Origin of the sequence: Umezawaea endophytica (genome assembly GCF_025061645.1) — a bacterium.
Classification (GTDB): Bacteria; Actinomycetota; Actinomycetes; order Mycobacteriales; family Pseudonocardiaceae; genus Umezawaea; species Umezawaea endophytica.
On sequence record NZ_JANYMP010000007.1, the window covers coordinates 149,400 to 172,231 of the forward strand.

Sequence of the window (22,832 nt, forward strand, 5' to 3'; positions counted from 1 at the left end):
CCGGACACCTCGTGGCTAGCGCAGCGACGACGTGCCGGACCGACTCGACCGACACGCGGTGGGCACTACCGCAACCGCTGCTGCCCATCAGGAGGAAGCCAGCCAGGTGGCGCCCATAGCGGGACATCCCGCCCGCTCGTGGGCCCTGGTAGACCAGGACGTGAGCGTGGATTCCACGATCATGCACACGCGCCAGCATGCCGCCGGAGCGCGGAAAGGAGGCTGCGGCAGCGACAGCGAAGCCCTCGCGGTCGTCGGGGAAGGGCTCGACCAGTCCTGTGGTGGGTTGAGTACGAAGATCCATCCGGTGGTCGACGGGCGTGGCCTGCCGATGTGGGTGCTGCTCGATCCGGGACAGGCCGGGGACAATCCGCAGTTGCTGCCGCTGCTGGACGGTACCCGTGTTCGCCGCGACGGGCCGGGGCGTCCGCGGTCACGGCCGGACGCGGTGATCGCGAATAGGGCCTATTCGCATCCCTCGACCCGTCGGACGTTGCGTCGGTGCGGGGTGGTGTTCGTCAGCGGGTCTGGTCACGGTCCAGAAATGGCGCCCGGCAGTCGTTTCCTGGCCGCTGGGTTCGACGACAACAAGGAGGTGCTTTCCGCTTGGCGTATTAGGGTGCGGCCGTGGGTTGGCACTGCGGTGACCAGGCCGGGGTGTGGGTCTGGTTCACCACCAAGCGTTCTCACCTGCGCGATTGGACTTGCAGGCATGGGGTGCTGATCTTGTGGAAGGTCGGTGCGCGGCGGCTGGGTTGGTGTCTTCTGGTGTTGGTGCTGTCCATGAAACATGACCCATTCCGTTTTCCGATGACAGGAGGTCGTTTCGGGTCGTCAACTGAGATCAGGGCTTATGCTTGTTCTGCGCCACGAGAGTTGACGGACTGGTATACTTCCCACCTCCGTTTGAGGAGGATGCATGCCGGACGAAGTGTCCGCGGTGAACCCTGACGCCGTTGAGCCCCTCGCGGCCAGGGTCGATCACCTTTTTCGGACCATCAAGCCGCGTGGTGGGCGTGAGTACTCGTTCGAAGAGGTTGCCGAGGCGATCCGGACCCGTGGTGGTCCTACTATTTCCGCGACTTACATATGGCAATTGCGGCGCGGTCTGCGGAATAATCCGACCATGAAGCACGTCGAGGCGCTCGCCGGGTTCTTCGGTGTGCCGCCCGCGTACTTCTTCGACGATGACACGACGCACCGCATCGACGCTGAGCTAGCGCTGCTCACGGCTGTGCGGGACAGCTCGGTGCGGCAGATCGCGCTCCGTGCCTCGGGGTTGTCGGCCAAGAGTCTCGTCGCGATCACGGAGATGGTCGAGCGCGTGCGCGAACTGGAGGGCCTGCCGGATCTTCCGGAGCCGGACCTCTGACAAGCTCGGCCACTGACCTTGGGGGCACCATCACCGCCAGTTTTCGGCGACTGCGCCGTCGTTGTGAGCTCATCGCGTCGACGCTGCCGCTTCCACGACCGTTCGACGTCCGGGCGCTGTGCGAACTGGTGGCCGAGCGAAGATCTCGGGCGATCATCCTGGTGCCGACCAGTGACTTCCCGGACGTGATGGGGATGTGGGTCGCCACCGACACCATGGACCTGATCCTGTACGAGCAGGCGACCACGCCGCCGCACCAGGACCACATCATCCTGCACGAGCTGAGTCACCTGCTCTGCGACCACTTCCGCGACACGCTGCCGGAAGCCGACCACATGCGGGCGCTGCTGCCGGACCTCGACCCGGCGATGGTTCGCCGGGTGCTGGAACGGACCGGGTACAGCGCGGAGGAGGAGCGGGAGGCGGAGCTGCTGGCGTCGCTGATCGCGCACCGCGCGATGAGCGCGGGTGACGGCGGGCGGACGGGGACCGCGCTGGACGACCGGGTCGGCGACGCGCTGTTCTGGCCGGAGGCTCCCAAGCGTGGGTGAAGCCGCACGGGTATACGGCCCGCCGGTCCTGGCGTGGGTGGCGTTGATCGGCAGGCTCGTGATCAACCGCGGGCGGAACGCGGTGGAGGCGCGGAGCAACCGCCTCGTCCTGACCTACCTGGGGGCGTTGGCGATCTCGTTCACCCTCCAGGCGCCCGGCACCTACGAGGCGGCGGGTGACCTGCTGGGCATTCCGAACGTCGCGAAGCCGTTGAGCCACTGGACGGTGCTGATCGCGGCGTGGGCCGCGCGGAATCTGCTGCTGTGGATGCGCGAGGGCGGCGAACCCGTGCGGCTGTCGTGGCGGCTCCGGCTGCTGGTGGCCGGTTCCATGGTCGGCACGGGTGTGCTGTTCGCGCTCGCCGAGACCCCGAAGAACGACGTCAAGTTCAACATCTTCTACGGGCACGTGCCGCTGGTGCTGGAGTACTGGTTGGTCTACCTCGTCGGCCTGATGCCCGCACTGGTCGAACTGGCCAGGCTGAGCTGGCTCAACCTGTGCGACGCCGAACGGCCCGCGGTCCGGTTGCGGCTGTGGATGAGCACCATCGGCGTCGTGGCGATCACCGTCTACCACGTCCACAAAGGTCTGTTCTTCACCGCGAAGCGGTTCGGCCTGCCGTATTCGGACGCGTTCTCGGCCGTCATGGACAAGTACCTCACGCTCGTCGCGTTCGTGCTGGTGCTGCTGTCCGCGTCCCTGCCGCGGCTGCGCGTGTCCGGTGACGGGGCGGTCGCCGGGTGGGTCCACCGGTTCGTGACCTACCAGCGGCTGACGCCGTTGTGGCTGGCCCTCTACCGCGCCAACCCGCAGATCGCGCTGTCGCCACCGCGGTCGCCGCTGCTGGACCGACTCGACCCCCGCGACCTCGACCTGCGGCTGTACCGCCGGGTCGTGGAGATCCGCGACGGTCGGCTGGCACTCCAGGCCTACCTCGACCCCGACGCGGTGGCGCGGCTGCGGGAGGAGGCCGTGCGCGAGGGCAAGACGGGACACCAGTTGGACGCGGCCGTGGAGGCGGCGATCCTGAAAGCGGGTCTGCGGGCCCGTTCGGCAGGTGAATCACCCCCGAACGGACCGTCCCACGCCGCGATCCACGGCGGCCGCGACCTGGACAGCGACACCGCGTTCCTGGTCGAGGTCGCGGATGCCTTCACCGCCACCCGCCCGGTTCGCCCGTGGTCACGGTCGCGCGGCGGAACATCCACAACGTCCGGCTGAGAGCACCGCCAACCACAGTCACCTACCACCCAGCCGACTCGCCTGTAGTCACGATCGCGCGAGCACGTCGTCCCACTGATAGTCGAACCGCACGGACGCCGCGTGGTAGCACGTGCGCAGGTGGTTCTCGTCGACCCGCTCGGCCACCACGCCGTTGCAGTACTCGACGGTCTTGGCGCGGTCGTTGGTGGTGAAGGCCTCCTGCCATGGCATGCCGAACTTGTCGCCGCAGTTGCGGACAGTGCTGGTGCGGCGGTCATCACCAGTCGCTCATCGCGCGGACGAGGCTCTTGGGGCGCATGTCCCGCCAGTGCAGCTCGACGTGGTCCAGCGCAGCCTGGCGGGTGGACGCGGTCAGCGCGATCGACCAGCCCTCGGGCACGTCGACGAACGACGGCCACAGCGAGTGCTGGCCCTCGTCGTTCACCAGCACGAGGAATGTGCCGTTCTCGTCGTCGAACGGGTTTGTGCTCATCCTTGGCTCCTCGGGATCGGTTGGGGTGTCGGAAGGTGCCGAGTCGGCGCAGTCGCGGCCAGGTGGCGACCACGGCTCGCGGGGACCTTGGCAGACCAGGACGCCTTCCTCGGGCCACAGCGGTCGCTCGCCCAGGTGAACACCTGGTAGGTCCGCCACTGCGAGCGGCGGATCAGCGTCACCAGGCCGACGACCCACAGCGGGGTCAGCAGCGGGCCGATCATCAAGACTTGCCTGGCGAGCAGGTTGACCGGCGAACCGACCACCGGCTGTTCGGGCAGGCTCTGGGCCATGTCGAACTGCGGCCAACCGTTCACCCCCCGCCAGACCAGGCCGGGCACGTTCAGCACCAGCGCGAGCTGACGGCTAACAATCAGTCGAGGCACAAGAACGAATACTGGCAAGACGGTGATCCGTCCCTCCAGGTCTTTGACCCAGGGGCAAAACAGCGGTGTCGTTTGTCCGCCCGAGTTCCACGCGAAGATCATCCTGAAAGGAGGCTTCCGACTACGACGAGGATCGGCACAGTCACCTCGCGTGACAATGTCTCCTGAGGACTGACCCGGCGGCGAAGTTCCGGTGGGACGGTGGGACCGCGTCGTCGAAGTGGAGGCAGAGGTGGCGAGGCTGCGCGAGGCGAACGCGGGGCGAGGGACGAGAGACCCAGGACGAGGGACGAGAGACGAGGGACACGAGCAGAACCAGTGGCCCCCGGATACGCGGAAGGGCGGTCGGGTGCGTACCCGACCGCCCTTCCGGTACAACGGCTTCAGCGCCCCTCAGGCGCCGCCCGATCAGCTCACGCGGACGCGATGATCCCCGCCGGGCTGACCGATCTCGGTCCGACGGACAACCCGGTCCGCCGAAGCAGAGCTATCCCCAGCGGGGTCAGCGTGTGCAGCACCGTGTTGCGGTTGCGCGCGGACCTGATCAGCCCGGCCTCCCGCAGCACGGTCGCGTGCTTGCTGGCCCCCGCTATCGAGATCCCCAGCCGCTGGGCCAGTTCACTCGTGCTGCAGCTGTCGTCGAGCACTTGCAGGGCCGCGGCCCTCGTGTGCCCGACCAACGCGCCCAGCGCCTGTCCACCCGCTTCGTCCGGGTGGTCCACATCGGACACCGAACCCGCGTTGGCGTTCGTGGAGAACGCGAGGATGGGAGCGTCCGCTCCCCCGCGGTCGATGAACAGGCACGTTTTCGGAGCGAGGAACAGGGCTGGACTCAACAGCAGACCACGGTCGTCGAGGTGCACGTCCCGGTCGTCGTCGCCGGGCACGTGCAGCACCGGCGACTCCCACCGCAGGGCGGGGTGCAGCGTGCCGAACAGCCCGTCCATGCCACCGGAGATCGCTATGCGCCCCCGGTCGTCCCGCTCCGCGCGCAGGTGCTTGAGCGCCTGGTCCCAGTACGGGACCACAGCGGCGTTCCCGAACTCGAACACCGCTTCGGCCACCTGGCGCCGCCAGGGCTCGGCGGGCTCCTGACCCGATTCGGAATCGGATCGCCCGACCAGCCACAAGAGCTCCGACAAGGGTTTTCGCCGGAACGTCATCCGCTCGATACCACCAAGTCGACCACCCAAACGCACCCGCACGCGACTGCGCCAGGCGCTGAAACCACCTCCCGGTCGGTTGAACAGGTCGAGCGCGAACACACTTTCGGCGACCACGCCCAGTCCGGTCACCATCCTGACGCGAGCCAAATCTTCAACGCTGAAATGGATCCTCGGCACTTGTCCCCCAGGACAATCTCGTGCAAAAGCGTTCCCAAACCCCAGTTCAGGCGGAATGCCAGGCTAGGCCCAGACCCCACCGGCGTCAACTCTGGTCAAGCGTCCAAATCGGGTGTATCCATACTAGTTGACGGACAGGTTTCGGGGCTCTTCACCAGCGCCGATGCGGACCCACTCGGACAGCATCCCGCCAACGGCCTATCGGGCGATTCGGCCGAACAGCCGAATCCCGTTCCACGGCCCGGTTCCGGACCACCGCGAAAACGCGGGAAGCCGAGCCGGCCCGTCCCCGTGGAGGCGGACGGACCGGTTCGGCTTCCCGCAGAACCCTTCCCGGCGGAACGGGGTCACGGGTGACCTGCCGCCCGACGGGGCACGAGCGATCAGTCCGCGTGCCTCCAGGCCTTCGCCAGCCCCACCTTGCCCGAGGTCTGCAACAGCGAGCCCGAGTACACCCGGCTGGCCCCCAGCACGATCGCCACGACGGAAGCCGCCAGCAGCCCCATCGACAGCAGCGCCTCCCACACGGCCGCGTCCCCGGTGAACATCCGCACGGGCATCGCGACCGCCGCGGAGAACGGCACGTACGACAGGACCGTCATCACGGCGGGGTTGTCCGAGAAGAACTGCACGCCGAAGTACGGGCCCATCACCAGCAGCATGGCCAACCCCATGGTGGACCCCAGGTCCTCCTGCCGGGAGACCAGCGCGCCCGCGACCGCCCACATGGCCGCCAGCAGCACGAACCCGAGGCACAGGAACGGCACGAACCACGCCAGCGCGGGCGCGACCACGGCCAGCAGCTCGCCCTGGTCACCGAGCCGCAACGCGATGGGCGCGGCGAGCGCGAGCACCACCACCTGCCCCATCGTCAGCAGCACGTGCCCGAGGATCTTGCCTGCGAGCAGCGCCCTGATGGGCACGGTCGACACCAGGATCTCGACGATCCGGGTCTGCTTCTCCGTCACCGTGCTCTGGGCGATGGCCGCGCCGCCCATCCCGAACAGCAGGAAGAACAGGGCGAAGACCAGGATCACCACCTGCCGGACACCGGAGTTCACGGCGGACGCGTCCAGCAGGTCCACCGGGGGCGCCGCCACCAGCGCGCTGATCACGTCGTCCGGCGGGTCGTTGAGGGCCACGACCCGCACCCCGAGCGCCGACTCCCCCGTCGTGTCCGGCACCACGGCCGCCTCGACCTCGTCGGACCGCACCAGCGCCTCGGCCGCGGCCCGGTCGGGAACGGTCCGGACCTCCAGCTCCTCGCCGTCCAGGATGGACGCGACCGAGTCCACCGCGGCCACGACCGGCTTGTCGCCGCCGAACACCGTGGGCAGCACGACCAGCGCGAACAACCCCACGATGGTCACCACGAAGCTGATCCAGAAGCCCTTGGTGCGCACCAGGACGTTCATCTCCCGCTCGGCCACCAACCACGTGGCCGACGTGAACGAAGCCCGACTCATCAGATCACTTCCTTGAAGATCTCGTCCAACGTGGGAACGACCGGGCTGAACGCGCGAACCGCGCCACGCCGGAGCGCGTCGGCCAGCACCGCCTGCTCCCCGTCCGGCGCGGAGACCTCGAACACCGCGCGCGGTCCGTCGAGTTCGACGATCCGCACGCCGGGCAGGTCCCGGACCCACCCGGCGTCGGCCGCCACCACCAGTTCGAACCGCGAGGTCCCGTGCTCGGCGCGCAATTCCTCCCGCGACCCGCTCGCGGCGATCACACCCTTGGAGATGATCACCACGTCGTCGCACAACTGCTCCACCACGGCCAACTGGTGACTGGAGAACAGCACCGGCACCCCGGCGGCGGCGCGCTTCCGCAGCACCTCCAGCACGATCTCCACGGCGATCGGGTCCAGCCCGGAGAACGGCTCGTCGAGGATCAGCACGGCCGGGTCGTGCACCAGCGCGGCGGCGATCTGCACGCGCTGCTGGTTGCCCAGCGACAGCGCCTCCAGCTTGTCCCCGGCGCGCTCGGTCAGCTCCAGCTCGGCCAGCAGGCGGTCGGTGTTCTCCTTCGCCGTGGCCCGGTCCAGCCCGTGCAGCCGTCCGAGCCAGGTGATCTGCTCGGCGATCTTCATCTTCGGGTAGAGACCGCGTTCCTCGGGCATGTACCCGAACATCGGCCGCTGCTCGGTGGACAGGGGGCTGCCGTTCCAGCTCACCGTCCCGCCGTGCGGCGCGAGCACGCCGAGGATGATCCGCATCATGGTGGTCTTGCCGGACCCGTTCGCACCGAGGAACCCGGTCATCCGCCCTGGACGGACGTCGAAGGACACCTCGTCGAGCACCCGGTTGTCACCGAAGCTCCGACTGATCGAGGTCATTGTCAGCATGCCGGGAACGCTAATCGGCGGAGATCATCCGCGCGTCCTGCGCGCGACCCACCCGAGGGTCATCCTCGCGACCCCCTCAGGCGCTGCCGGGAGCGACGACCCCGTTCTCGTAGGCGAACACCACGGCGTGCGTCCGGTCCCGCAGCCCGAGCTTCGCGAGCACGCGGGACACGTGCGTCTTCACCGTGGTCTCCCCCAGGTGCAGGGTCCGCGCGATCTCGGTGTTGCTGGCGCCGCGGGCCAGTTCCACCAGCACCTCGAACTCCCGGTCGGTCAGCTCGGGCGGCCGGGTCTGGGCGACCGCGGCCGGGGTGTTGAACCGGGCGATCACCCGGCGGGTGACCTCCGGCCACAGCAGGGCGTCCCCCCTGGCCACGACCCGCACCGACTCGACCAGGTCCTCCGGCGAGGCGTTCTTCAGCAGGAACCCGCTCGCCCCGGCGCGCAGCGCCTCGAAGAGGTAGTCCTCGCGGTCGAACGTCGTCAGGATCACCACCTTCACCGCGCTCGACGACGGCCGCGCCCCCAGGATCCGCCGGGTCGCCTCCAGCCCGTCGACCCTCGGCATCTGGACGTCCATCAGCACGACGTCCGGCCGCAGGCGCGCGACCAGGTCCACGGCCTGCTCGCCGTCACCGGCCTCGCCGACGACCTCGATGTCGGGCTCCGTCCCGAGGATGACCCGGAACCCCGCTCGCACGAGGTCCTGGTCGTCCGCGAGCACCACGCGCAGGGTCACGCCCCACCGTCCTTCCCGGACTGATCGACTCCACTGGTCGGCAGGCTCGCCCGCACCAGGTACCCCGAGCCCCGCCGCGGCCCGGCCTCGAACTCGCCGCCGTGCACCGAGACCCGCTCCCTCATGCCCACGAGACCGAACCCGGAGCCGTTCGGCGCGGACCGGCCGCGACCGTCGTCGGTCACCTCGACCTCCAGCGCGGTGTCGAGGTAGCGCACCCGCACGTCGACCTTCGTCGCGGCGGCGTGCTTCACCACGTTCGTCAGTGCTTCCTGCACGACCCGGTACGCCGACAGCGCCACACCGGGCGGCACCGGCCGCGGCTCACCGTACGTCCCGTGCTCCACGACGAGGCCGGCGGACCTGGCGTTCGCGACCAGGTCGGGCACCTGCTCCAGACCGGGCGCCGCCGACACGTCGGTGCCGGTGTCCGCCTCGGCCCGCAGCACGCCCAGCAGCCCGCGCAGTTCACCGATCGACGTGCGCGCGGTCTGCTCGACCGTCTCCAGCGCCGTGCGGGCCAGGTCGCGGTCCGTGTCGAGGACCCGCCTCGCGGCGCCGGCCTGGATGCCCATGACCGAGACGTGGTGGGCGACGACGTCGTGCAGGTCGCGGGCGATGCGCATGCGTTCGGCGACGAGTGCGCCGCGGGTGTTCTGCTCCTGTGACAGGCGGAGTTGTTCCGTGCGGAACTCCAGTTCGGCGAGCCTGCGGGCGGCCAGCCAGGTGAGTTCGCCGAAGAAGTACGCGGAGAGGAAGTAGAGGAGGTTCAGGCCGAGGCTGTAGAGGACCCAGGCGAGGACCGGGTCGAGGGGGCCCGCGGCGTCTTCGAAGGCCGGTTTCGGGCCTGCCAGGAGGCCGGTGAGCGCCAGGCCCAGCCAGGCGAACATGACCACGATGACGCCTATTCGGGCGTAGGTGGCGGCGCGGTGGTTGGGGGCCCAGCCTCCTGCGGTGAAGATCGCGAAGAAGAGGACGACGGAGGGGCTGAAGTTGTCGCCGATCTGGCGGGATTGGGCGGCGATGAAGAGGGCGCCTACCAGGAGCATGACGATCATGGGATAGCGGCGGCGGAGGATGAGGGGGATGGTGAGTGCGACGCTCCACGCCAGTTGTTCGGTGAGGTGGGGGGTTTTGTCGGAGGTGAAAGCGCCCATGCTGTTGGTCAGCACGGTCATCGCTACGGCTCCGGCGGCTACGGCCAGAGCTGTGGCGATGTCCTGGCGGCGTTGGGTGGGGGTGGGTGGGGGGCGCCGCCATTCGCTCCAGATCGGCTCCGTGGTCATGTGGGTCAAGATAGCTCGGAGGTCCGGTATTGCGTGGGGATCGGGGTGGGTGGCGGGTCAGGTCTCGCCTGTGCGGAACTTGTCGAGGACGCGGCGTTCTCGTTTGGTTGGGCGGCCTGCGCCTCGGTCTCGGCGGGCTACCGGGGCGGCTGTGATGGGGGGAGGTGGGGGTGTGCGGTCGATCAGGCAGGTGGCCGCGTCTGCTGCGCCTACGCGTTTTTGGATTACTTTGACGACCTCTACGATTTTGGTGGTGTCGCCTACGCGGGCTCGGACCTCGTCGCCTGGGGAGACTGTGGTGGCGGGTTTGGCTGGGCGGTCGTTGACGCGTACGTGACCGCCTCGGCAGGCCGCTGCTGCGTCGGATCGGGTCTTGGTCAGTCGGACCGCCCATAGCCAGCGATCCACACGGGTGGACTCCACGTGGTCCATGATGGCCTGTTGTGGGGGATGGTGCTGGTGGGGGGTGGGTTGGGTACCGAGGTTGCGTTGGTGGGGTGGCCGATTTGACTTGGGGCCCCTAGATTTGCCCCTTCGTCGGACAATAAAGGGCAGAGGTGAAGCTGCCGTCCGACGCGAGTTTAAGGGGCAAATCCCCCAAGTAAAATCGGCCACGGTTGCGTAGGCGGCGTGGCGGGTCGTAGGTGGCTGGGACGATCGAAGTGCTGTTGGTGGTTCGATTTGTTGATTGGTTGACATCGGGAAATCCGATGATTCTGAGGTGGGTGGGAGTTGGGGTATCTCGGTGTGGGGGTTGTGCTTCTTAACCTGCGCCGCGTGTGAGCGCGGTTTCCTAGGAAGGGAAGTGCGACGTGCGACTACTGAGACCTGTACTGGCCTCCCTCGCTGCGGTATCCCTGGCTCTTGCGCTGGGTGCTGCTCCCGCTGGTGCTTCGGGGCCGAAGCCTGACGGTGACAAGGACAAAGCCGGTGTGCAGCGTGTTGTCGCTGAGGATGCCGGTCGTAACTCGGCGATGACCAGCCAGGCCGTCAACTCGGCTTCTGCTGCGATCCAGGCTCGGATTGTGGACTACGTGAAGGGCAACGGCACCAAGTACACGTTTGGTGCGTACGCGGACGCGACCACGGGCAAGGTCGTTGTCGAGACGGATGCGCCGTCCGAGGTCGTGGCCTCGGTGGTGGGTGTTGATCGTGGTGTGGTGGATGTGCGCAAGCAGGGTGTTGCGGACAACTTCAGTCGGCGGGACGACGTGCCGTCGTTCTGGGGTGGGGCCGGGATCACGTTGAGTGCGCCGAGTGCTCGGTGTTCGTCCGGGTACACGGTGCAGGACTCGGTTGGCACGCGGTTCCAGGTGACGGCCGGGCACTGCTTCACCAATGGGCAGACCGCGGTCACCGAGCTGGGTGGTCGGGTTGTCGGCACGATCAGCGGCAACGGGTTGCCGTCGCAGGACATGGAGTTGATCAGCGGTCAGTCCTACGGCTCGTTCATCTACATCGGTGGGGTCGACAGCGGCACCGGTGCGCACGTGGCCTCGGCCGGTGACCCGGTCGTCGGGTTCGCCAACTACTGCCACAGCGGTCGTACCACCGGTGAGAACTGCGGTCACACGGCCACCAGTGTCACGGCCACGGTCTGCACGTCCAGCGGGTGCAAGTCGCCGGTGATCGCGTTCACCGGTGGCGTGCTGCCGCAGGGTGGTGACTCCGGGTCGCCGTTCTACGTGAACAGCGTTTCGGCGCCTGACAAGCACATTCGCGGGCACGTCATCGCCATCGGCGGTGGGACCGCGTACGCCGAACTGTGGAGCCGTGTCTCCGCGCGGTTCGGCGTTTCGATCGCCACCTGAGTCCGGGGGTGACGAAGGCCGGGGGCGGAGTCCACCCGCCCCCGGCCCTGTCATGTGATGTCGAGTCGGTAGGGGCCGCCCGCAGCTCGCACCGTGGTCGAGCCCTGCGCGATCGACACCACAGCATAGAGTTCGTAAGTGCCTGGGGGCAGTGGTTGTCCGCCGTCGCACGCGTGCAGGTCGGCGGGTGCGGGGAAGTCTGCTTCGGCGCCCGTTGTGAGGTCGAACGGTTGCGCGATCAGGTCTTTCGGTGGCGGGGTGGCGACGATCCGGTCCTCGTGCGCCACGTAGACGTCGGCCAGCGGGGACGTGTCGCCCTTCGTCGGTGGGCCGGTGTTGGTCACGGTCACCGTTCCCTCGACCGTGCCGGTCGTTCGGCTCGTGGTGGTGGGGAAACGAGCCTCCAGGGTCAGTGAACCGGTGGTGCGCAAGGTGTTCGTACCACCGCCGCACTGCGGAACGTCTGGGGTGCGCGACATTTCCGGCACGGTTCCGTCCTCCGTCGTCGTCGGGGGTGCGCCGCACGCCGCGAGCACGGCGGCGCACGCCAGCGCGAGCGCGGGCCGGATCGATCGTCTGTCCTCCATGGGTACCTCGCTCTCGTCCCACGGACGGAAGTCTGGGCGCCGCCGGTTGCACGGCGCGGCGACGTCACCGGTCGCCCACCACGAAGCTGACCGTCGTGGTGGTGCTGCCGCCGATGTTGAGCGTCGCCACGCGGCGGGCTCCGGGGACCTGGTAGCCAGCCGCCTGGCCGGTCACCTGCTTGAGCGCGTCGACCAGCATCCGCACGCCCGTCGCGCCCACGGGGTGGCCGCCGCCCAGCAGGCCGCCGCCGGGGTTGACCGGGATGCGGCCGCCGATCTCCAGGTCGCCCGATTCGACGGCCTGCCAGCTCTCGCCGGGTCGGGTGATGCCGAAGTGGTCGATGGCCGCGTACTCGCTCATGGTGAAGCAGTCGTGCGTCTCGATGAGGTCCAGGTCGTCCACGCCGCCGATGCCCGCGCGGCCGAACGCGTCCTGGATCGTGGCCCGGACGTGGGGCAGGACCAGGGGGTCGTGGGCGCTGCGGGTGAGCTTCTGCTCCAGTGACAGCCCCACCGTTCGGTGGCCCCAGCCCAGGATTCGGGCGCGTGGGCGGGCGGCGATCTCCGGGTGGTCGGCGAGGAAGCGGCCGGTCACCAGCACGACTCCCGCCGCGCCGTCGGTCATCGGGCCGCAGTCGGTCTTGCGCAGCCTGCCCTCCACCAGCGGGTTCGCCTCGTCGTCGGTGGTGAAGCTCCGGTCGGTGAACTTCCAGTCCCTGGTCTGCGCCAACGGGTTCGCCCTCGCGTTGCGGGTGTTCAGCTCCGCGATGGCCAGCAGGTGGTCGGCGTTCAGCCCATAGCGCCGGTCGTACTCGTCGGCCAGCGCGCTGAACATGTGCGGCCACAGGTACTTCGCGTCCTGCCCCTCGTGCCCGACCCAGGCCGCCGCGCCCATGTGCCGGGTGCCGACGTCACCCGGCACGGTCTTCTCCACCTCGACGCCGAGCACCAGCGCGCAGTCGTAGCGCCCGGACTCCAGGTCGGCCATCGCCGCGAGCGCCGCCAGCGAACCGGACGCGCACGCGCCCTCGTGCCGGGACGCGGGCACACCCCACAGGTCCGGCTCGACGGTCGCGGGCAGCGCGCCGAAGTGGCCCTGGCCGGTGAAGAGCTGGCCGAACGCGTTGCCGACGTGCACGACGCCGACGTGCGCGGGCGTGAGGTGGGCCGCCGCCAGGGTTTCGCGCACCGCCTCGCCCGCGAGGTCCGCCACGTCGAGGCCCTCGCGGGTCAGGTTCCTGGCGAAGTCGGTCTGGTAGCCGCCGACCAGCCAGATCTCGTCCACGGCCATCGGCGTCCCTCCACGGTGAGCAGCGTCGTCCCACGGTAGTGGACGTAGCGGGTGGTTCGCCGTGATCGAGCATCCCGGTGACCTGTCAAACGATCAGGAGAGGGCCACTGGGATGATGGTCCCGTGATCAGTGCGGACGGGGAGTTACCGGGAGTCGCCAACCAGCTCGATGGAGTCGTCCACGGGCACGTGGTGCAAGCGGGCTCGATCCAGCACGCCAACCTCGGGGTGCACGTGGGTGACGTAAACCTGTTCACCGGTGTTCCGGTGACGACCCGGTACCACAAGCAGGTGCTGCGGATCGCGCCGAAGGAACTGGTTGGGCGAGAGACCGAACTGGCCGAACTCGCCGCGTTCTGCACGTCACCCACCGGCGGCTACGCCTGGTGGCGCGCCTCGGCGTGGTCCGGGAAGACCGCGCTGATGTCGTGGTTCGTGCTGCACCCTCCGCCGGGCGTGCGGCTGGTGTCGTTCTTCATCACGGCGCGGCTGTCCGGGCAGAGTACGCGGACCGCGTTCATCGACAACGTGATGGGGCAGTTGCTCGATCTGACCAGCCAGCAACAACCGGCGTTCCTGACCGACGCCAATCGCGAGGCCCACCTGCTGGGCCTGTTCGACGACGCCGCAGCAGCCTGCGCGGACCGGGGTGAGCACTTGGTGCTGCTGGTCGACGGCCTAGACGAGGATCGCGGCGTACACACCGGATTCGACGCGTACAGCATCGCCGCGCTGCTCCCGGAGGAGATGCGGGTCGTCGTAGCCGGGCGTCCCGATCCGGAACTGCCCGCCGACGTGCCCGAGCACCACCCGTTGCGGAATCCCGCGATCATCCGCCCCTTGGGCCCATCCCCCAGGGCACAGGTCATCAGGGTCGAGGCGGAACGGGAACTCCGGGCGCTGCTGAAAGGCGACCCGGTAGGCGTCGACCTCCTCGGACTCGTCGCGAGCGCGGGCGGCGGTTTGACTGCGGCTGACCTCGCTGTCCTCACGGCCACGTCGGAGTGGGCGGTGAAGGACCTCCTCGGCACCGTCGCGGGCCGGAGCTTCGCCCGCCGCCGAACCTCCGCGCAAGCAGCGGACATCTACCTGCTCGGTCACGAAGAACTCCAGGCCATCGCGGTGGCAGCGCTCGGCCTGTCGAAGTTGGAGCACTACCGGGCGCGCTTGCACGCGTGGGCTGACGGCTACCGAGAGCAGGGGTGGCCCGTGAGCACACCGGACTACCTGTTGCGTGGCTACTTCGCAGTCCTCGTCGAGACCGACGACGTACCGCGGATGGTCGCTTGTGCGACCGATCCTGCTCGCCAGGACCGCGTCCTGGCGCAGTCCGGCGGGGACGCCTCGTCGCTCGACGAGATCGCCGCTGCCCAGTCCACCAGCACCGATCTGGTCGCCTCGACCCGGCTCGCGGTGCACCGCGACTACCTAGGCCACCGCAACGCCAGGATCCCCAGGGACCTCCCGGCTGCCTGGTTGGCCGCCGGGCACGCCGATCGGGCCACCGCCACAGCCCGCTCCATCGTCGATCCGGTTGGCCGGGCGGAAACCCTCGTCTCGATGGCGGCGCAGTCCACCGACCACCCCGGCTCGATCGACGCACAAGCCGAAGCGCAGGCCGTGATCGCATCGATCACCGACGTCCACGCCAGGTCGAAGCTCTTGGCGGCGTTGGCCGTCGTCGTTGCCGAACAGGGCGACCTCGACCATGCCGAATTGCTGTTCGGCCTCGCCCCCACTGTGCCAGAGCGCGAGGCGGTGGCCACGCTGCTCTCACTCGCTCGTGGGGCCATGCGGCTTGGTGACCAGCGATGGGGGCGTCTGCTCACCACGGCAAGCAGGGCGGTGAAGTCGCCCTACGACCCGCACCTGGGCAGGCGGCGGATGACCTCGGTGATCAGGACGGCTGCCGAACTGGGTGATCTCGATCGGGTCGTCTCGCTGGTGGCCGGTCGTTCCCGCGCCGAGGCGTTGCCGTTCCTGACGGTCGCCGCCGTCCAGCGCGGCGACTACGACCATGCCGAGGTGCTGGTGCGGGCCGTCGCCGATCCCGCGGATCGAGCGGATCTGCTGATGGGCATGGCGAAAACGGGATCAGGGCCTGTCGACCGGTGGATCTCCGACGTGCGCGAGACAGCTCACGAGATCGGCGATCCAGGCCATCGGGCGCGAATCCTGTTCACCGTGGCGACGGCCGTGCACGACGAGGCGGCGTTCGCCGCGGGCAAAGCTCTAGCCGACGCCTCGACCGACGAGTGGCTGAGGCGACTCACCCTTGAAACGGCGACGGCGATGGGGAACTTCACCTTTGCCGCAGAGCTGATCAAGAGCGTTCGTAACCACTACGCGGCAGCTGTGCAGTACACGGCGTTGGCCGCAGCCGTGGCGAAAGCGGGCGAGGCTGACCATGCCGCAGAACTGCTCTTCTGCGCAGAGATTCGGGCAAGGCTCGTCACTGGAATCCCGTTCACCGCGGCGGAAACTCTCACAGAGGTCGCCAGGGCCGTTGCCGAGTTCGGCGACGTCGAGAACGCCACTCGGATCGCACAAGAAGTCGGGTATGACAGCGGTGTCCCTGAACTGCTGGTGATGAGCGCGAGGGCGACCATCCGGGCTGGTGATTCCGCTCGTGCCGCCACCATCCTGGCAGACGCCGAGCGACTGGTGCGGAACGACACCGGCCGCACCTGGCACGCGACAACCGTGAAGACCCTGGCCGACTCGCTTGCGAGCGCGGCCAACCTCGACGACGCGGTCGCGCTCGTCTCCGCGTCGGGTGCCGACTGGCGGTCGCGCCGGTGGACGGGACTGGTGACGTCGATCGCGCAGAAGTTCGCCACGGCAGGTGGAACCCACCTTGCGGACGAGGCGCGCTTCCGCACGTTGAACGGGGCGGGGGCCTTGGCCGTCAGCGCAAGTGCGGTGTACGAGATCGGCTACAACGGCCTGGCCCTCCGATTGCTCGACCAAGCTGAGCGCATCGCGGCGTCGCTCCAGGATCAGCACCAGCTCGTGGCCCTCACGCTGATCAGGGACACGGCGGTGGACGTCGGTGATCGGCGACGAGCCACCGCGGTGTGGGCACGGCGCAACGAGCTGGCTCATTCCCCATACCGCAGGTCTCCGATGCCCGTGCTCCCACTTCGCCGACCTCGGAACGAGATCCTGGTGACAGCAGCAGTTCTTCCAGGCCCGGTGGACGAGGTGTTGCGGTCGGAGGCCTGGCACCTCGCGGTGCCCGCCGTGCTGAAAGCGGACCCGGCGGCAATCGACGTGGTGATCGCCGAACTGTCGATCGCCGCCAGAGTGTCGCCCGTCAGATCCCCATAGACGCCAGTTCGATCGCCGTTCGGTAGTTGGCCGCGGCCGTCACGACGCACGCGCGGTAGGTGCGGTTGTCCCTGACGACGAGGAAGTAGTCGTAGAGGTTGCGGGCGTACAGGACCAGGTACAGCAGGCCGGGGATGAAGCCCGGTGGCCTGGGGACGAGTGCGAAGCGTTCGGAGCACTGGAGGATCTGCCCGGTCGCCGTGGAGATGACGTCGGCGACGTCGCTGTTCATGTTCCAGCCCGCCGCCAGTTCCGGTGTCCAGATGACGCCCGCCACCAGGCGGAGGCTCTCCTGCTCCTCCGGGGTCGGATCGCTCGCGATCGAGACCGGTGACGGGGTGCCCGCGGTGGCCGGGACGGCGGTCATGCCGATCATCCCGAGCACCGCGGCGAGCACCACGAGGAAACGTGACCAGGTCATGGTTTTCCTTTCCACACGGGGAAGTCCGCTCCCAGACAACCACGTCACCGGGAGTCGGACAGCCTCCGAATGGCTAGATCAACTCTGCTGCGCCCGGCCTCACGGGGTGGCGTGCAACGGCGCGTGGTTGACCTTGACCAGCTTCGTCCCCACGGTCCGCACGACGAGGTTGCGCACCGGGGTCGGGAGGTTGCGGGCGCGGTCGCGGCGGTGGTTCTGCGCGATCACCCAGCGCACGCGCTCCTCGCGGCGGGCGGTGAACGCCTCCACCGCCTCGGTGACATCGCGGTCGCGCACCAGTTCGCCGAGCACGACCGCGTCCTCCAGCGCCAGCGCGCCGCCCTGGGCCATGCTCGGTGAGCACGCGTGGGCGGCGTCGCCGATCAGCACCAGCCCCGGCCTCGTCCACCGGGTGTCGTCGATCTCCGCCAGCGGGGCGAAGTAGGCATCGGTCGCCCGTTCCAGCAGGCGGGGCACCGGGTCGGCGAAGTCGGCGAACCGGTCGCGCCAGTCGCCGTCCGGGGCGGTCGCGGTGGTGCTGTTCGTGTCGGCGTAGCAGTAGACGCGGCCGTCTCCGAGGCCGACGGTCAGGAAGGTGCGGCCGTTCGGGCCGAGGCGGGCCGTCCAGCCCTCCAGGTCGGGTTCGCCGTCCAGGACGAACCGCCAGCACACCTGGCCGAGGAACCTCGGCCGCACGTCGGGGAAGGCGGCGCCGCGAACGGTGGAGTCGATGTCGTCGGCGCCGACGACCAGGTCGTAGGAACGCGTCGAACCGTCGTCGAACGTCACCAGACCGTCCGGTCCGACGGCGGTGACCCCGACGCCGAGCCGCGCGACGCCGTCGGCGAGGGACCCGCGCAGCACCTCGTGCAGGTCGGTGCGGGAGATGGCCACGCAGTCCGCGACGTCGCCCCAGACCTCGCGCGCGGAGACGTCCATGAGCACCCTGCCGCGGTGGTCCAGCGTGCGCTGCCGGGTGATCGGCGCCGCCCGGCGCACGACCTCCTCCCCACGCCCAGCGCGTGCAGCGAGCGGACCGCGTTGGCGGGCAGGTAGAGGCCCGTGCCGCCCGGCCGCCACTCGGCGGCGCGTTCGACCAGGTCGACCTCGCCGTCCCGCAGGGCGATGGCGGCGGCCACCCCCGCGATCCCGCCTCCGACGACCAGCACCCGCGACCGCGTCACCGCACTTCCCCTCCCCGACCAGGATCCGTCCACAAGGGATGGTGGCGTGCCCGGCCCGCCGAGTCCACCTCGAACGGCGCTTTCCCGTAGGCGGAAAGCGTGTTCCACCTCACAAGTGGAAACATCCGGCCCGCAGACTGCAATTGTGCCGGGTGGACCACCATTCCTAGCGCGGGAGAACGATGAGCACCACGGCCGAACGTCCCCTGGTCGCGCCGACGGTGTTCAAGCTGGCGCTCGTGCTCGGCGGGCTCACCGCGTTCGGGCCGCTGTCGATCGACATGTACCTGCCCGCGATGCCGCAGATGGCCGGTGAACTGCACGCCGCGGACGCGACCGTGCAGCTCACGCTGACCTCGTTCATCGTCGGCCTGGCTGCGGGCCAACTGCTCGTCGGGCCGCTGTCGGACGCGCTGGGCAGGCGCCGTCCCCTGCTCGTCGGGCTCGCGCTGTACGTCGTCGGCTCCGTGCTCTGCGCGATCAGCCCCACGAGCGGTGTGCTCATCGGGGCCCGCGCCGTCCAGGCCGCGGGCGCGGCGGCGGGTCTGGTGATCGCCAGGGCGGTCGTGCGCGACCGGTACTCCGGCGTCGAGATGACCCGGTTCTTCTCCACCCTCATGCTGGTCAACGGACTCGCCCCGGTACTGGCACCGGTCATCGGCGCCCAACTGCTGACCTTCACGTCCTGGCGCGGCGTGTTCGTCACCCTCGCCGTGCTCGGCTCCGCGCTGCTGGCCGTCGTCGCGCTGGTGCTGCCCGAGTCGCTCCCCGCCGACCGACGCACCCCCGCGCGGCCCGCCGCCGCGCTCCGCACGTACGCCCGCCTGCTCACCGAGCGCACGTTCATCGGCTACGCCCTCGCGTCGGGCCTGATGTTCGCCTCGCTGTTCGCGTACGTCTCCGGTTCCTCGTTCGCCCTCCAGGGCGTCTACGACCTCAGCCCGCAGCAGTTCAGCCTGGTGTTCGGCCTCAACGGCATCGGCATCATCCTCGCGGGCGCCGTCAACAGGAGGCTGGTGGGCCGGTTCGGCGAGCACGCCATGCTCCGCTCCGGCCTCCTGCTCGCCGCGGTGTCCGGTCTCCTCGTCCTGGCCGCGGTGCTCTTCGGCTTCGGCCTGATCGGCCTGCTGGTCCCGCTGTTCTTCCTCGTGTCCTCCTTCGGCCTGGTGATGCCGAACGCCTCGTCGCTCGCGCTCGCCGACCAGGCACGGGCGGCGGGGTCCGCCTCGGCGCTGCTGGGCGTGCTCCAGTTCCTCATCGGCGGCGGTCTGGCCACCCCGCTGGTGGGGCTGGGCGGTCCGGGGACCGCGCTGCCGATGGCGGCCGTGGTCGCCGGGTTCAGCGCCCTCGCGCTGCTCGTCTCGCTCGTGCTCAACCGACCGCGGCCCGCACTCGGCTAACGCCCCTGGTTCAGGCCGCCGTGCAGGGTGCCGACCTGGACGACCGGCGCGTTGCTGGTGCCCGAGAACGTGTTGGTCGTGACGTGCCCCAACGGTGGCGGGGCGGGTTCGGGCGTTACGGCGTCCACCACGGCCTGGTAGCCGGACCCGAACCCGTCGCGCAGCAGGTCGCCGCTCGGCTTGGGGACGTACAGGTAGACCGTGCCGCTGAACTCCTTCACCGACACGGGCACCGGCGCCACGCGGGACGGCGACAGCGTCGCGTACCCGCTGACGAGCACGTCCTCGAACACGCGCTGGGAGAGCACGGCGGACACGAACGTCTGCTCGGGATCGGAGCCGCTCAGCGCCGCGCGGACGGGGGCCGTGTCGAGCATCCGGTGCGCGGTGATGACGGTGCTGCCGACCACCGCCGACCTGCCGTCCGGGCCGGGGTCGGACACCGGGCCGACGTTGAGGCTCGCCCGCATGCGCAGGGACGCCGTGCGGCGGAACACCCGCATCCGCGAGTCCTGCTCGGCCAGTTCCTGCTGGAGCGCGTCGAAGAAGCGGCTGACCACGGCGGGCAGGTACCGGGTGTCGAACCCCATGCCGACGCCGTCACCGGTGAGGTGGGGGAACAGCGGCGCCTCCACCACGTGCGCGAGACCCGCCCGCCCGAAGGCGCGGGTGAGGATGTCGTAGATCGATTCGGCCATGACGGTCTGCACGACGTCGTCGTTGCTGCCGAAGTCCTTCGTGTCGACGACGAGCACCGCGCGGTACGGCGGCAGGTCGAGGGGTTCACTGCTGGGCACTGTTCTCCACGCTCCGGGGCGGCGAAGGGGTACGGGAGGACCAGTGTCCCCTGAGATCAGCGGCCGGACTCCCTCGTTCGGCGGTTTCGGCGCAACCGGTTCACCCGTTCGCGCGGTGGGCCGGCCACCGGTGCGAAGTGCTCATCGGATGTCTCCTCGGAGACCAATTCTTCTGGGAGCGCTCCCAGAGTTGATCGACGCGGGACGGCGATATCCGCCTCCATCCGGAGGACCGCCGAGTACTCCCTCCGGGCGCACGACCCGCCGATCGGATGCGACCGAAAGGGCTGTTCGCCAACAAAAGCAGCCATTCGCCGACGTCGACCGGAGTTGACCATCCACAGTGGACTCCAGACCACCGCCCGAAAATGCGGTCTGTACACCGCGTAACACTGCCGTTACCCTCCTGTCTGGGAGCGCTCCCAGACGCGGTCGTCCGGATAGCCGCCCCACGCACCAGATCCCTGACAAAGGCGTCGTGAGGAGATCGTGAAGATGAGTTCCCCTGCAAGCGGGCACCCCAGCCCACCGCGCCGAGGTCCGCGCATCGCGGCCATCAGCGCGACGATCGCACTGTTCGTCGCCATGATCGGTATCGCGACCAGCACCCAGGCGTCGGCCGCGCCGGGCTGCAAGGTCGACTACAGCACCTCGAACTGGGGTGGTGGCGGGTTCACCGGGTCGGTGAAGATCACCAATGTGGGTGACGCCATCACCGGCGGGTGGACGCTGCGGTTCGCGTTCCCCGGCAGCCAGACCATCTCGCAGGGCTGGAGCGCCACCTGGGCGCAGTCCGGCACCGGCGTGACCGCCACCAGCATGTCCTGGAACGGCAACCTCGGCGCGGGCGCGTCGGTGGACATCGGCTTCAACGGCACCTACTCCGGCACCAACGCCTCGCCGACGTCGTTCTCGCTGAACAACGTCACGTGCACCGGCCAGCCGGGCACGACCACCACCACCACGACCACCACCACGACGACCACGCCGGGCGGCCCTGGCCCCGGCAACCGGGTGGACAACCCGTACGTGGGCGCCAAGGTCTACGTGAACCCGGACTGGTCCGCGAAGGCCGCGGCCGAGTCGGGCGGCAGCCGGATCTCCAACCAGCCGACCGCCGTGTGGCTGGACCGCATCGCCGCGATCAACGGCACCACGAGTGCCAGGGGCCTGGTCGCCCACCTGGACGAGGCCGTGCGGCAGGCCGCCGGGTCGACCCTGACGATCCAGCTCGTCATCTACAACCTGCCCGGCCGCGACTGCTCCGCGCTGGCGTCCAACGGTGAGCTGGGCGCGACGGAGATCGACCGGTACAAGACCGAGTACATCGACCCGATCGCGGCGATCCTCGGCAGGTCCGCGTACGCGAACCTGCGGATCGTGACGGTCGTCGAGATCGACTCGCTGCCGAACCTGATCACCAACGTCAGCCCGCGCCCCACCTCGACGCCGAACTGCGACGTCATGAAGGCCAACGGCAACTACGTGACCGGTGTCGGCTACGCGCTCGCCAAGCTCGGCGCGGTGGCGAACGTCTACAACTACATCGACATCGGCCACCACGGCTGGCTCGGCTGGGACGACAACTTCGGCCCGACCGCGGAACTGCTGTACACCGCGGCCAACGCCTCCGGCAGCACCAAGGCCAACGTGCACGGCTTCATCGCCAACACCGCCAACTACGGCGCCACCACCGAGCCGTACTTCAAGGTCGGCGACACGGTCGGCGGCCAGCCGATCCGCGAGAAGGCCAAGTGGATCGACTACAACAAGTACGTCGACGAGCTGTCGTACGCCCAGGCGTTCCGCCAGCGGGCCGTGCAGGCGGGCTTCGACTCGGGCGTCGGCATGCTGATCGACACCTCGCGCAACGGCTGGGGCGGCACCGCCCGTCCGACGGGCCCCGGCCCGACGACCAGCCCGGACGCGTACGTCGACGGTGGTCGCATCGACCGCCGCATCCACCTCGGCAACTGGTGCAACCAGAAGGGTGCGGGCCTCGGCGCGCGTCCGACGGCCGCTCCCGCCTCGGGCATCGACGCCTACGTGTGGGTCAAGCCGCCGGGTGAGTCCGACGGCGCGAGCAAGGAGATCCCGAACGAGGAGGGCAAGGGCTTCGACCGCATGTGCGACCCGACGTACACCGGCAACGCCCGCAACGGCAACAGCATGTCCGGCGCGCTGCCCGACGCGCCGCTGTCCGGCGCCTGGTTCTCCGCGCAGTTCCAGGAGCTCATGAAGAACGCCTACCCGGCGCTCTAGTGGGTTGATCGACCAGCGGGTGCCGTCC

General features: G+C 69.2%; 22 protein-coding genes. 8 read left to right on the forward strand and 14 right to left on the reverse strand.

The window, feature by feature from the left end; translation table 11 throughout:
* Positions 1–166 precede the first annotated feature (166 nt).
* The 4 genes from NZH93_RS16980 (at position 167) to NZH93_RS16995 (ending at position 3,145) form a co-directional block, all read left to right on the forward strand.
* Entirely contained in the window at positions 167–724 is a 558-nt protein-coding gene (locus NZH93_RS16980) for a transposase (RefSeq protein ID WP_259624063.1), read from the forward strand.
* Between the two features lie 195 nt (positions 725–919).
* Complete coding sequence (locus NZH93_RS16985; protein WP_259624064.1) at positions 920–1,372, forward strand: helix-turn-helix domain-containing protein; 453 nt, start codon at positions 920–922, stop codon at positions 1,370–1,372.
* A 161-nt stretch (positions 1,373–1,533) separates the two neighbouring features.
* Positions 1,534–1,923 (forward strand): hypothetical protein, encoded by a 390-nt coding sequence (locus NZH93_RS16990; RefSeq protein ID WP_259624065.1) that lies wholly within the window; start codon positions 1,534–1,536, stop codon positions 1,921–1,923.
* The gene (locus NZH93_RS16995) at positions 1,916–3,145 is read left to right on the forward strand and encodes an MAB_1171c family putative transporter (protein ID WP_259624066.1); all 1,230 of its coding nucleotides are present in this window, start codon (positions 1,916–1,918) and stop codon (positions 3,143–3,145) included. Before NZH93_RS16990 ends, NZH93_RS16995 begins: the two co-directional genes overlap by 8 nt.
* 48 nt (positions 3,146–3,193) lie before the next feature.
* Here NZH93_RS16995 and NZH93_RS17000 read toward each other — a convergent pair whose 3' ends face one another.
* The 9 genes from NZH93_RS17000 to NZH93_RS17040 form a co-directional block, all read right to left on the reverse strand.
* Complete coding sequence (locus NZH93_RS17000) at positions 3,194–3,358, reverse strand: hypothetical protein (RefSeq protein ID WP_259624067.1); 165 nt, start codon at positions 3,356–3,358, stop codon at positions 3,194–3,196.
* Between the two features lie 46 nt (positions 3,359–3,404).
* Positions 3,405–3,620 (reverse strand): MbtH family protein, encoded by a 216-nt coding sequence (locus NZH93_RS17005; RefSeq protein ID WP_259624068.1) that lies wholly within the window; start codon positions 3,618–3,620, stop codon positions 3,405–3,407.
* Entirely contained in the window at positions 3,617–4,108 is a 492-nt protein-coding gene (locus tag NZH93_RS17010) for a hypothetical protein (RefSeq protein WP_259624069.1), read from the reverse strand. The genes NZH93_RS17005 and NZH93_RS17010 overlap by 4 nt, the downstream gene beginning before the upstream one ends.
* 311 nt (positions 4,109–4,419) lie before the next feature.
* The gene (locus tag NZH93_RS17015) at positions 4,420–5,058 is read right to left on the reverse strand and encodes an ArsR/SmtB family transcription factor (protein WP_259624070.1); all 639 of its coding nucleotides are present in this window, start codon (positions 5,056–5,058) and stop codon (positions 4,420–4,422) included.
* 674 nt (positions 5,059–5,732) lie between these two features.
* Positions 5,733–6,815, reverse strand: coding sequence for an ABC transporter permease (locus NZH93_RS17020; protein WP_259624071.1), 1,083 nt, complete (start codon positions 6,813–6,815; stop codon positions 5,733–5,735).
* Positions 6,815–7,696, reverse strand: coding sequence for an ABC transporter ATP-binding protein (locus NZH93_RS17025; protein WP_259624072.1), 882 nt, complete (start codon positions 7,694–7,696; stop codon positions 6,815–6,817). Before NZH93_RS17025 ends, NZH93_RS17020 begins: the two co-directional genes overlap by 1 nt.
* A gap of 76 nt (positions 7,697–7,772) precedes the next feature.
* Positions 7,773–8,435 (reverse strand): response regulator, encoded by a 663-nt coding sequence (locus tag NZH93_RS17030; protein WP_259624073.1) that lies wholly within the window; start codon positions 8,433–8,435, stop codon positions 7,773–7,775.
* Complete coding sequence (locus tag NZH93_RS17035) at positions 8,432–9,721, reverse strand: sensor histidine kinase (RefSeq protein ID WP_259624074.1); 1,290 nt, start codon at positions 9,719–9,721, stop codon at positions 8,432–8,434. Before NZH93_RS17035 ends, NZH93_RS17030 begins: the two co-directional genes overlap by 4 nt.
* 57 nt (positions 9,722–9,778) lie before the next feature.
* Positions 9,779–10,129: an RNA-binding S4 domain-containing protein gene (locus NZH93_RS17040; protein ID WP_443742651.1), complete on the reverse strand. Its 351-nt coding sequence runs from the start codon at positions 10,127–10,129 to the stop codon at positions 9,779–9,781.
* 617 nt (positions 10,130–10,746) lie between these two features.
* On the opposite strand from NZH93_RS17040, the gene NZH93_RS17045 reads away from it, so the two are divergent.
* Entirely contained in the window at positions 10,747–11,532 is a 786-nt protein-coding gene (locus tag NZH93_RS17045; RefSeq protein WP_259624076.1) for a chymotrypsin family serine protease, read from the forward strand.
* 50 nt (positions 11,533–11,582) lie between these two features.
* On the opposite strand, the gene NZH93_RS17050 is transcribed toward NZH93_RS17045, so the two are convergent.
* Together NZH93_RS17050 and NZH93_RS17055 are read right to left on the reverse strand one after the other, a co-directional pair.
* Positions 11,583–11,963, reverse strand: a complete 381-nt coding sequence (locus NZH93_RS17050) for a hypothetical protein (protein ID WP_259624077.1) — start codon at positions 11,961–11,963, stop codon at positions 11,583–11,585.
* 220 nt (positions 11,964–12,183) lie between these two features.
* The gene (locus tag NZH93_RS17055) at positions 12,184–13,410 is read right to left on the reverse strand and encodes an acetyl-CoA acetyltransferase (protein WP_259624078.1); all 1,227 of its coding nucleotides are present in this window, start codon (positions 13,408–13,410) and stop codon (positions 12,184–12,186) included.
* A gap of 123 nt (positions 13,411–13,533) precedes the next feature.
* Between NZH93_RS17055 and NZH93_RS17060 the strand changes: the two genes are divergently transcribed.
* Entirely contained in the window at positions 13,534–16,740 is a 3,207-nt protein-coding gene (locus NZH93_RS17060; protein WP_259624079.1) for a P-loop NTPase family protein, read from the forward strand.
* Here NZH93_RS17060 and NZH93_RS17065 read toward each other — a convergent pair.
* Together NZH93_RS17065 and NZH93_RS17070 are read right to left on the reverse strand one after the other, a co-directional pair.
* Positions 16,727–17,161 carry a hypothetical protein gene (locus NZH93_RS17065; protein ID WP_259624080.1) on the reverse strand — a complete coding sequence of 145 codons (435 nt, stop codon included), beginning with the start codon at positions 17,159–17,161 and terminating at the stop codon, positions 16,727–16,729. The two genes, NZH93_RS17060 and NZH93_RS17065, sit on opposite strands and share 14 nt — an antisense overlap.
* A gap of 99 nt (positions 17,162–17,260) precedes the next feature.
* Complete coding sequence (locus NZH93_RS17070; RefSeq protein ID WP_259624081.1) at positions 17,261–18,160, reverse strand: FAD-dependent monooxygenase; 900 nt, start codon at positions 18,158–18,160, stop codon at positions 17,261–17,263.
* Positions 18,161–18,527: 367 nt separating this feature from the next.
* Here NZH93_RS17070 and NZH93_RS17075 point away from each other — a divergent pair, with 367 nt between their 5' ends.
* Positions 18,528–19,745, forward strand: coding sequence for a multidrug effflux MFS transporter (locus tag NZH93_RS17075; RefSeq protein WP_259624082.1), 1,218 nt, complete (start codon positions 18,528–18,530; stop codon positions 19,743–19,745).
* Here NZH93_RS17075 and NZH93_RS17080 read toward each other — a convergent pair.
* The gene (locus tag NZH93_RS17080) at positions 19,742–20,542 is read right to left on the reverse strand and encodes a hypothetical protein (RefSeq protein ID WP_259624083.1); all 801 of its coding nucleotides are present in this window, start codon (positions 20,540–20,542) and stop codon (positions 19,742–19,744) included. The genes NZH93_RS17075 and NZH93_RS17080 overlap by 4 nt on opposite strands.
* Before the next feature lie 495 nt (positions 20,543–21,037).
* Here NZH93_RS17080 and NZH93_RS17085 point away from each other — a divergent pair, with 495 nt between their 5' ends.
* Positions 21,038–22,804: a glycoside hydrolase family 6 protein gene (locus tag NZH93_RS17085; protein ID WP_276023561.1), complete on the forward strand. Its 1,767-nt coding sequence runs from the start codon at positions 21,038–21,040 to the stop codon at positions 22,802–22,804.
* The last annotated feature ends 28 nt before the right edge of the window (positions 22,805–22,832 follow it).

Coding starts and splice junctions, on each gene's coding strand:
- NZH93_RS16985 (WP_259624064.1), top strand. CDS start 920: ATGCCGGACGAAGTGTCCGCGGTGAACCCTGACGCCGTTGAGCCCCTC.
- NZH93_RS17000 (WP_259624067.1), bottom strand. CDS start 3,358: ATGCCATGGCAGGAGGCCTTCACCACCAACGACCGCGCCAAGACCGTC.
- NZH93_RS17005 (WP_259624068.1), bottom strand. CDS start 3,620: ATGAGCACAAACCCGTTCGACGACGAGAACGGCACATTCCTCGTGCTG.
- NZH93_RS17010 (WP_259624069.1), bottom strand. CDS start 4,108: ATGATCTTCGCGTGGAACTCGGGCGGACAAACGACACCGCTGTTTTGC.
- NZH93_RS17020 (WP_259624071.1), bottom strand. CDS start 6,815: ATGAGTCGGGCTTCGTTCACGTCGGCCACGTGGTTGGTGGCCGAGCGG.
- NZH93_RS17025 (WP_259624072.1), bottom strand. CDS start 7,696: ATGCTGACAATGACCTCGATCAGTCGGAGCTTCGGTGACAACCGGGTG.
- NZH93_RS17035 (WP_259624074.1), bottom strand. CDS start 9,721: ATGACCACGGAGCCGATCTGGAGCGAATGGCGGCGCCCCCCACCCACC.
- NZH93_RS17055 (WP_259624078.1), bottom strand. CDS start 13,410: ATGGCCGTGGACGAGATCTGGCTGGTCGGCGGCTACCAGACCGACTTC.
- NZH93_RS17065 (WP_259624080.1), bottom strand. CDS start 17,161: ATGACCTGGTCACGTTTCCTCGTGGTGCTCGCCGCGGTGCTCGGGATG.
- NZH93_RS17075 (WP_259624082.1), top strand. CDS start 18,528: ATGAGCACCACGGCCGAACGTCCCCTGGTCGCGCCGACGGTGTTCAAG.
- NZH93_RS17085 (WP_276023561.1), top strand. CDS start 21,038: ATGAGTTCCCCTGCAAGCGGGCACCCCAGCCCACCGCGCCGAGGTCCG.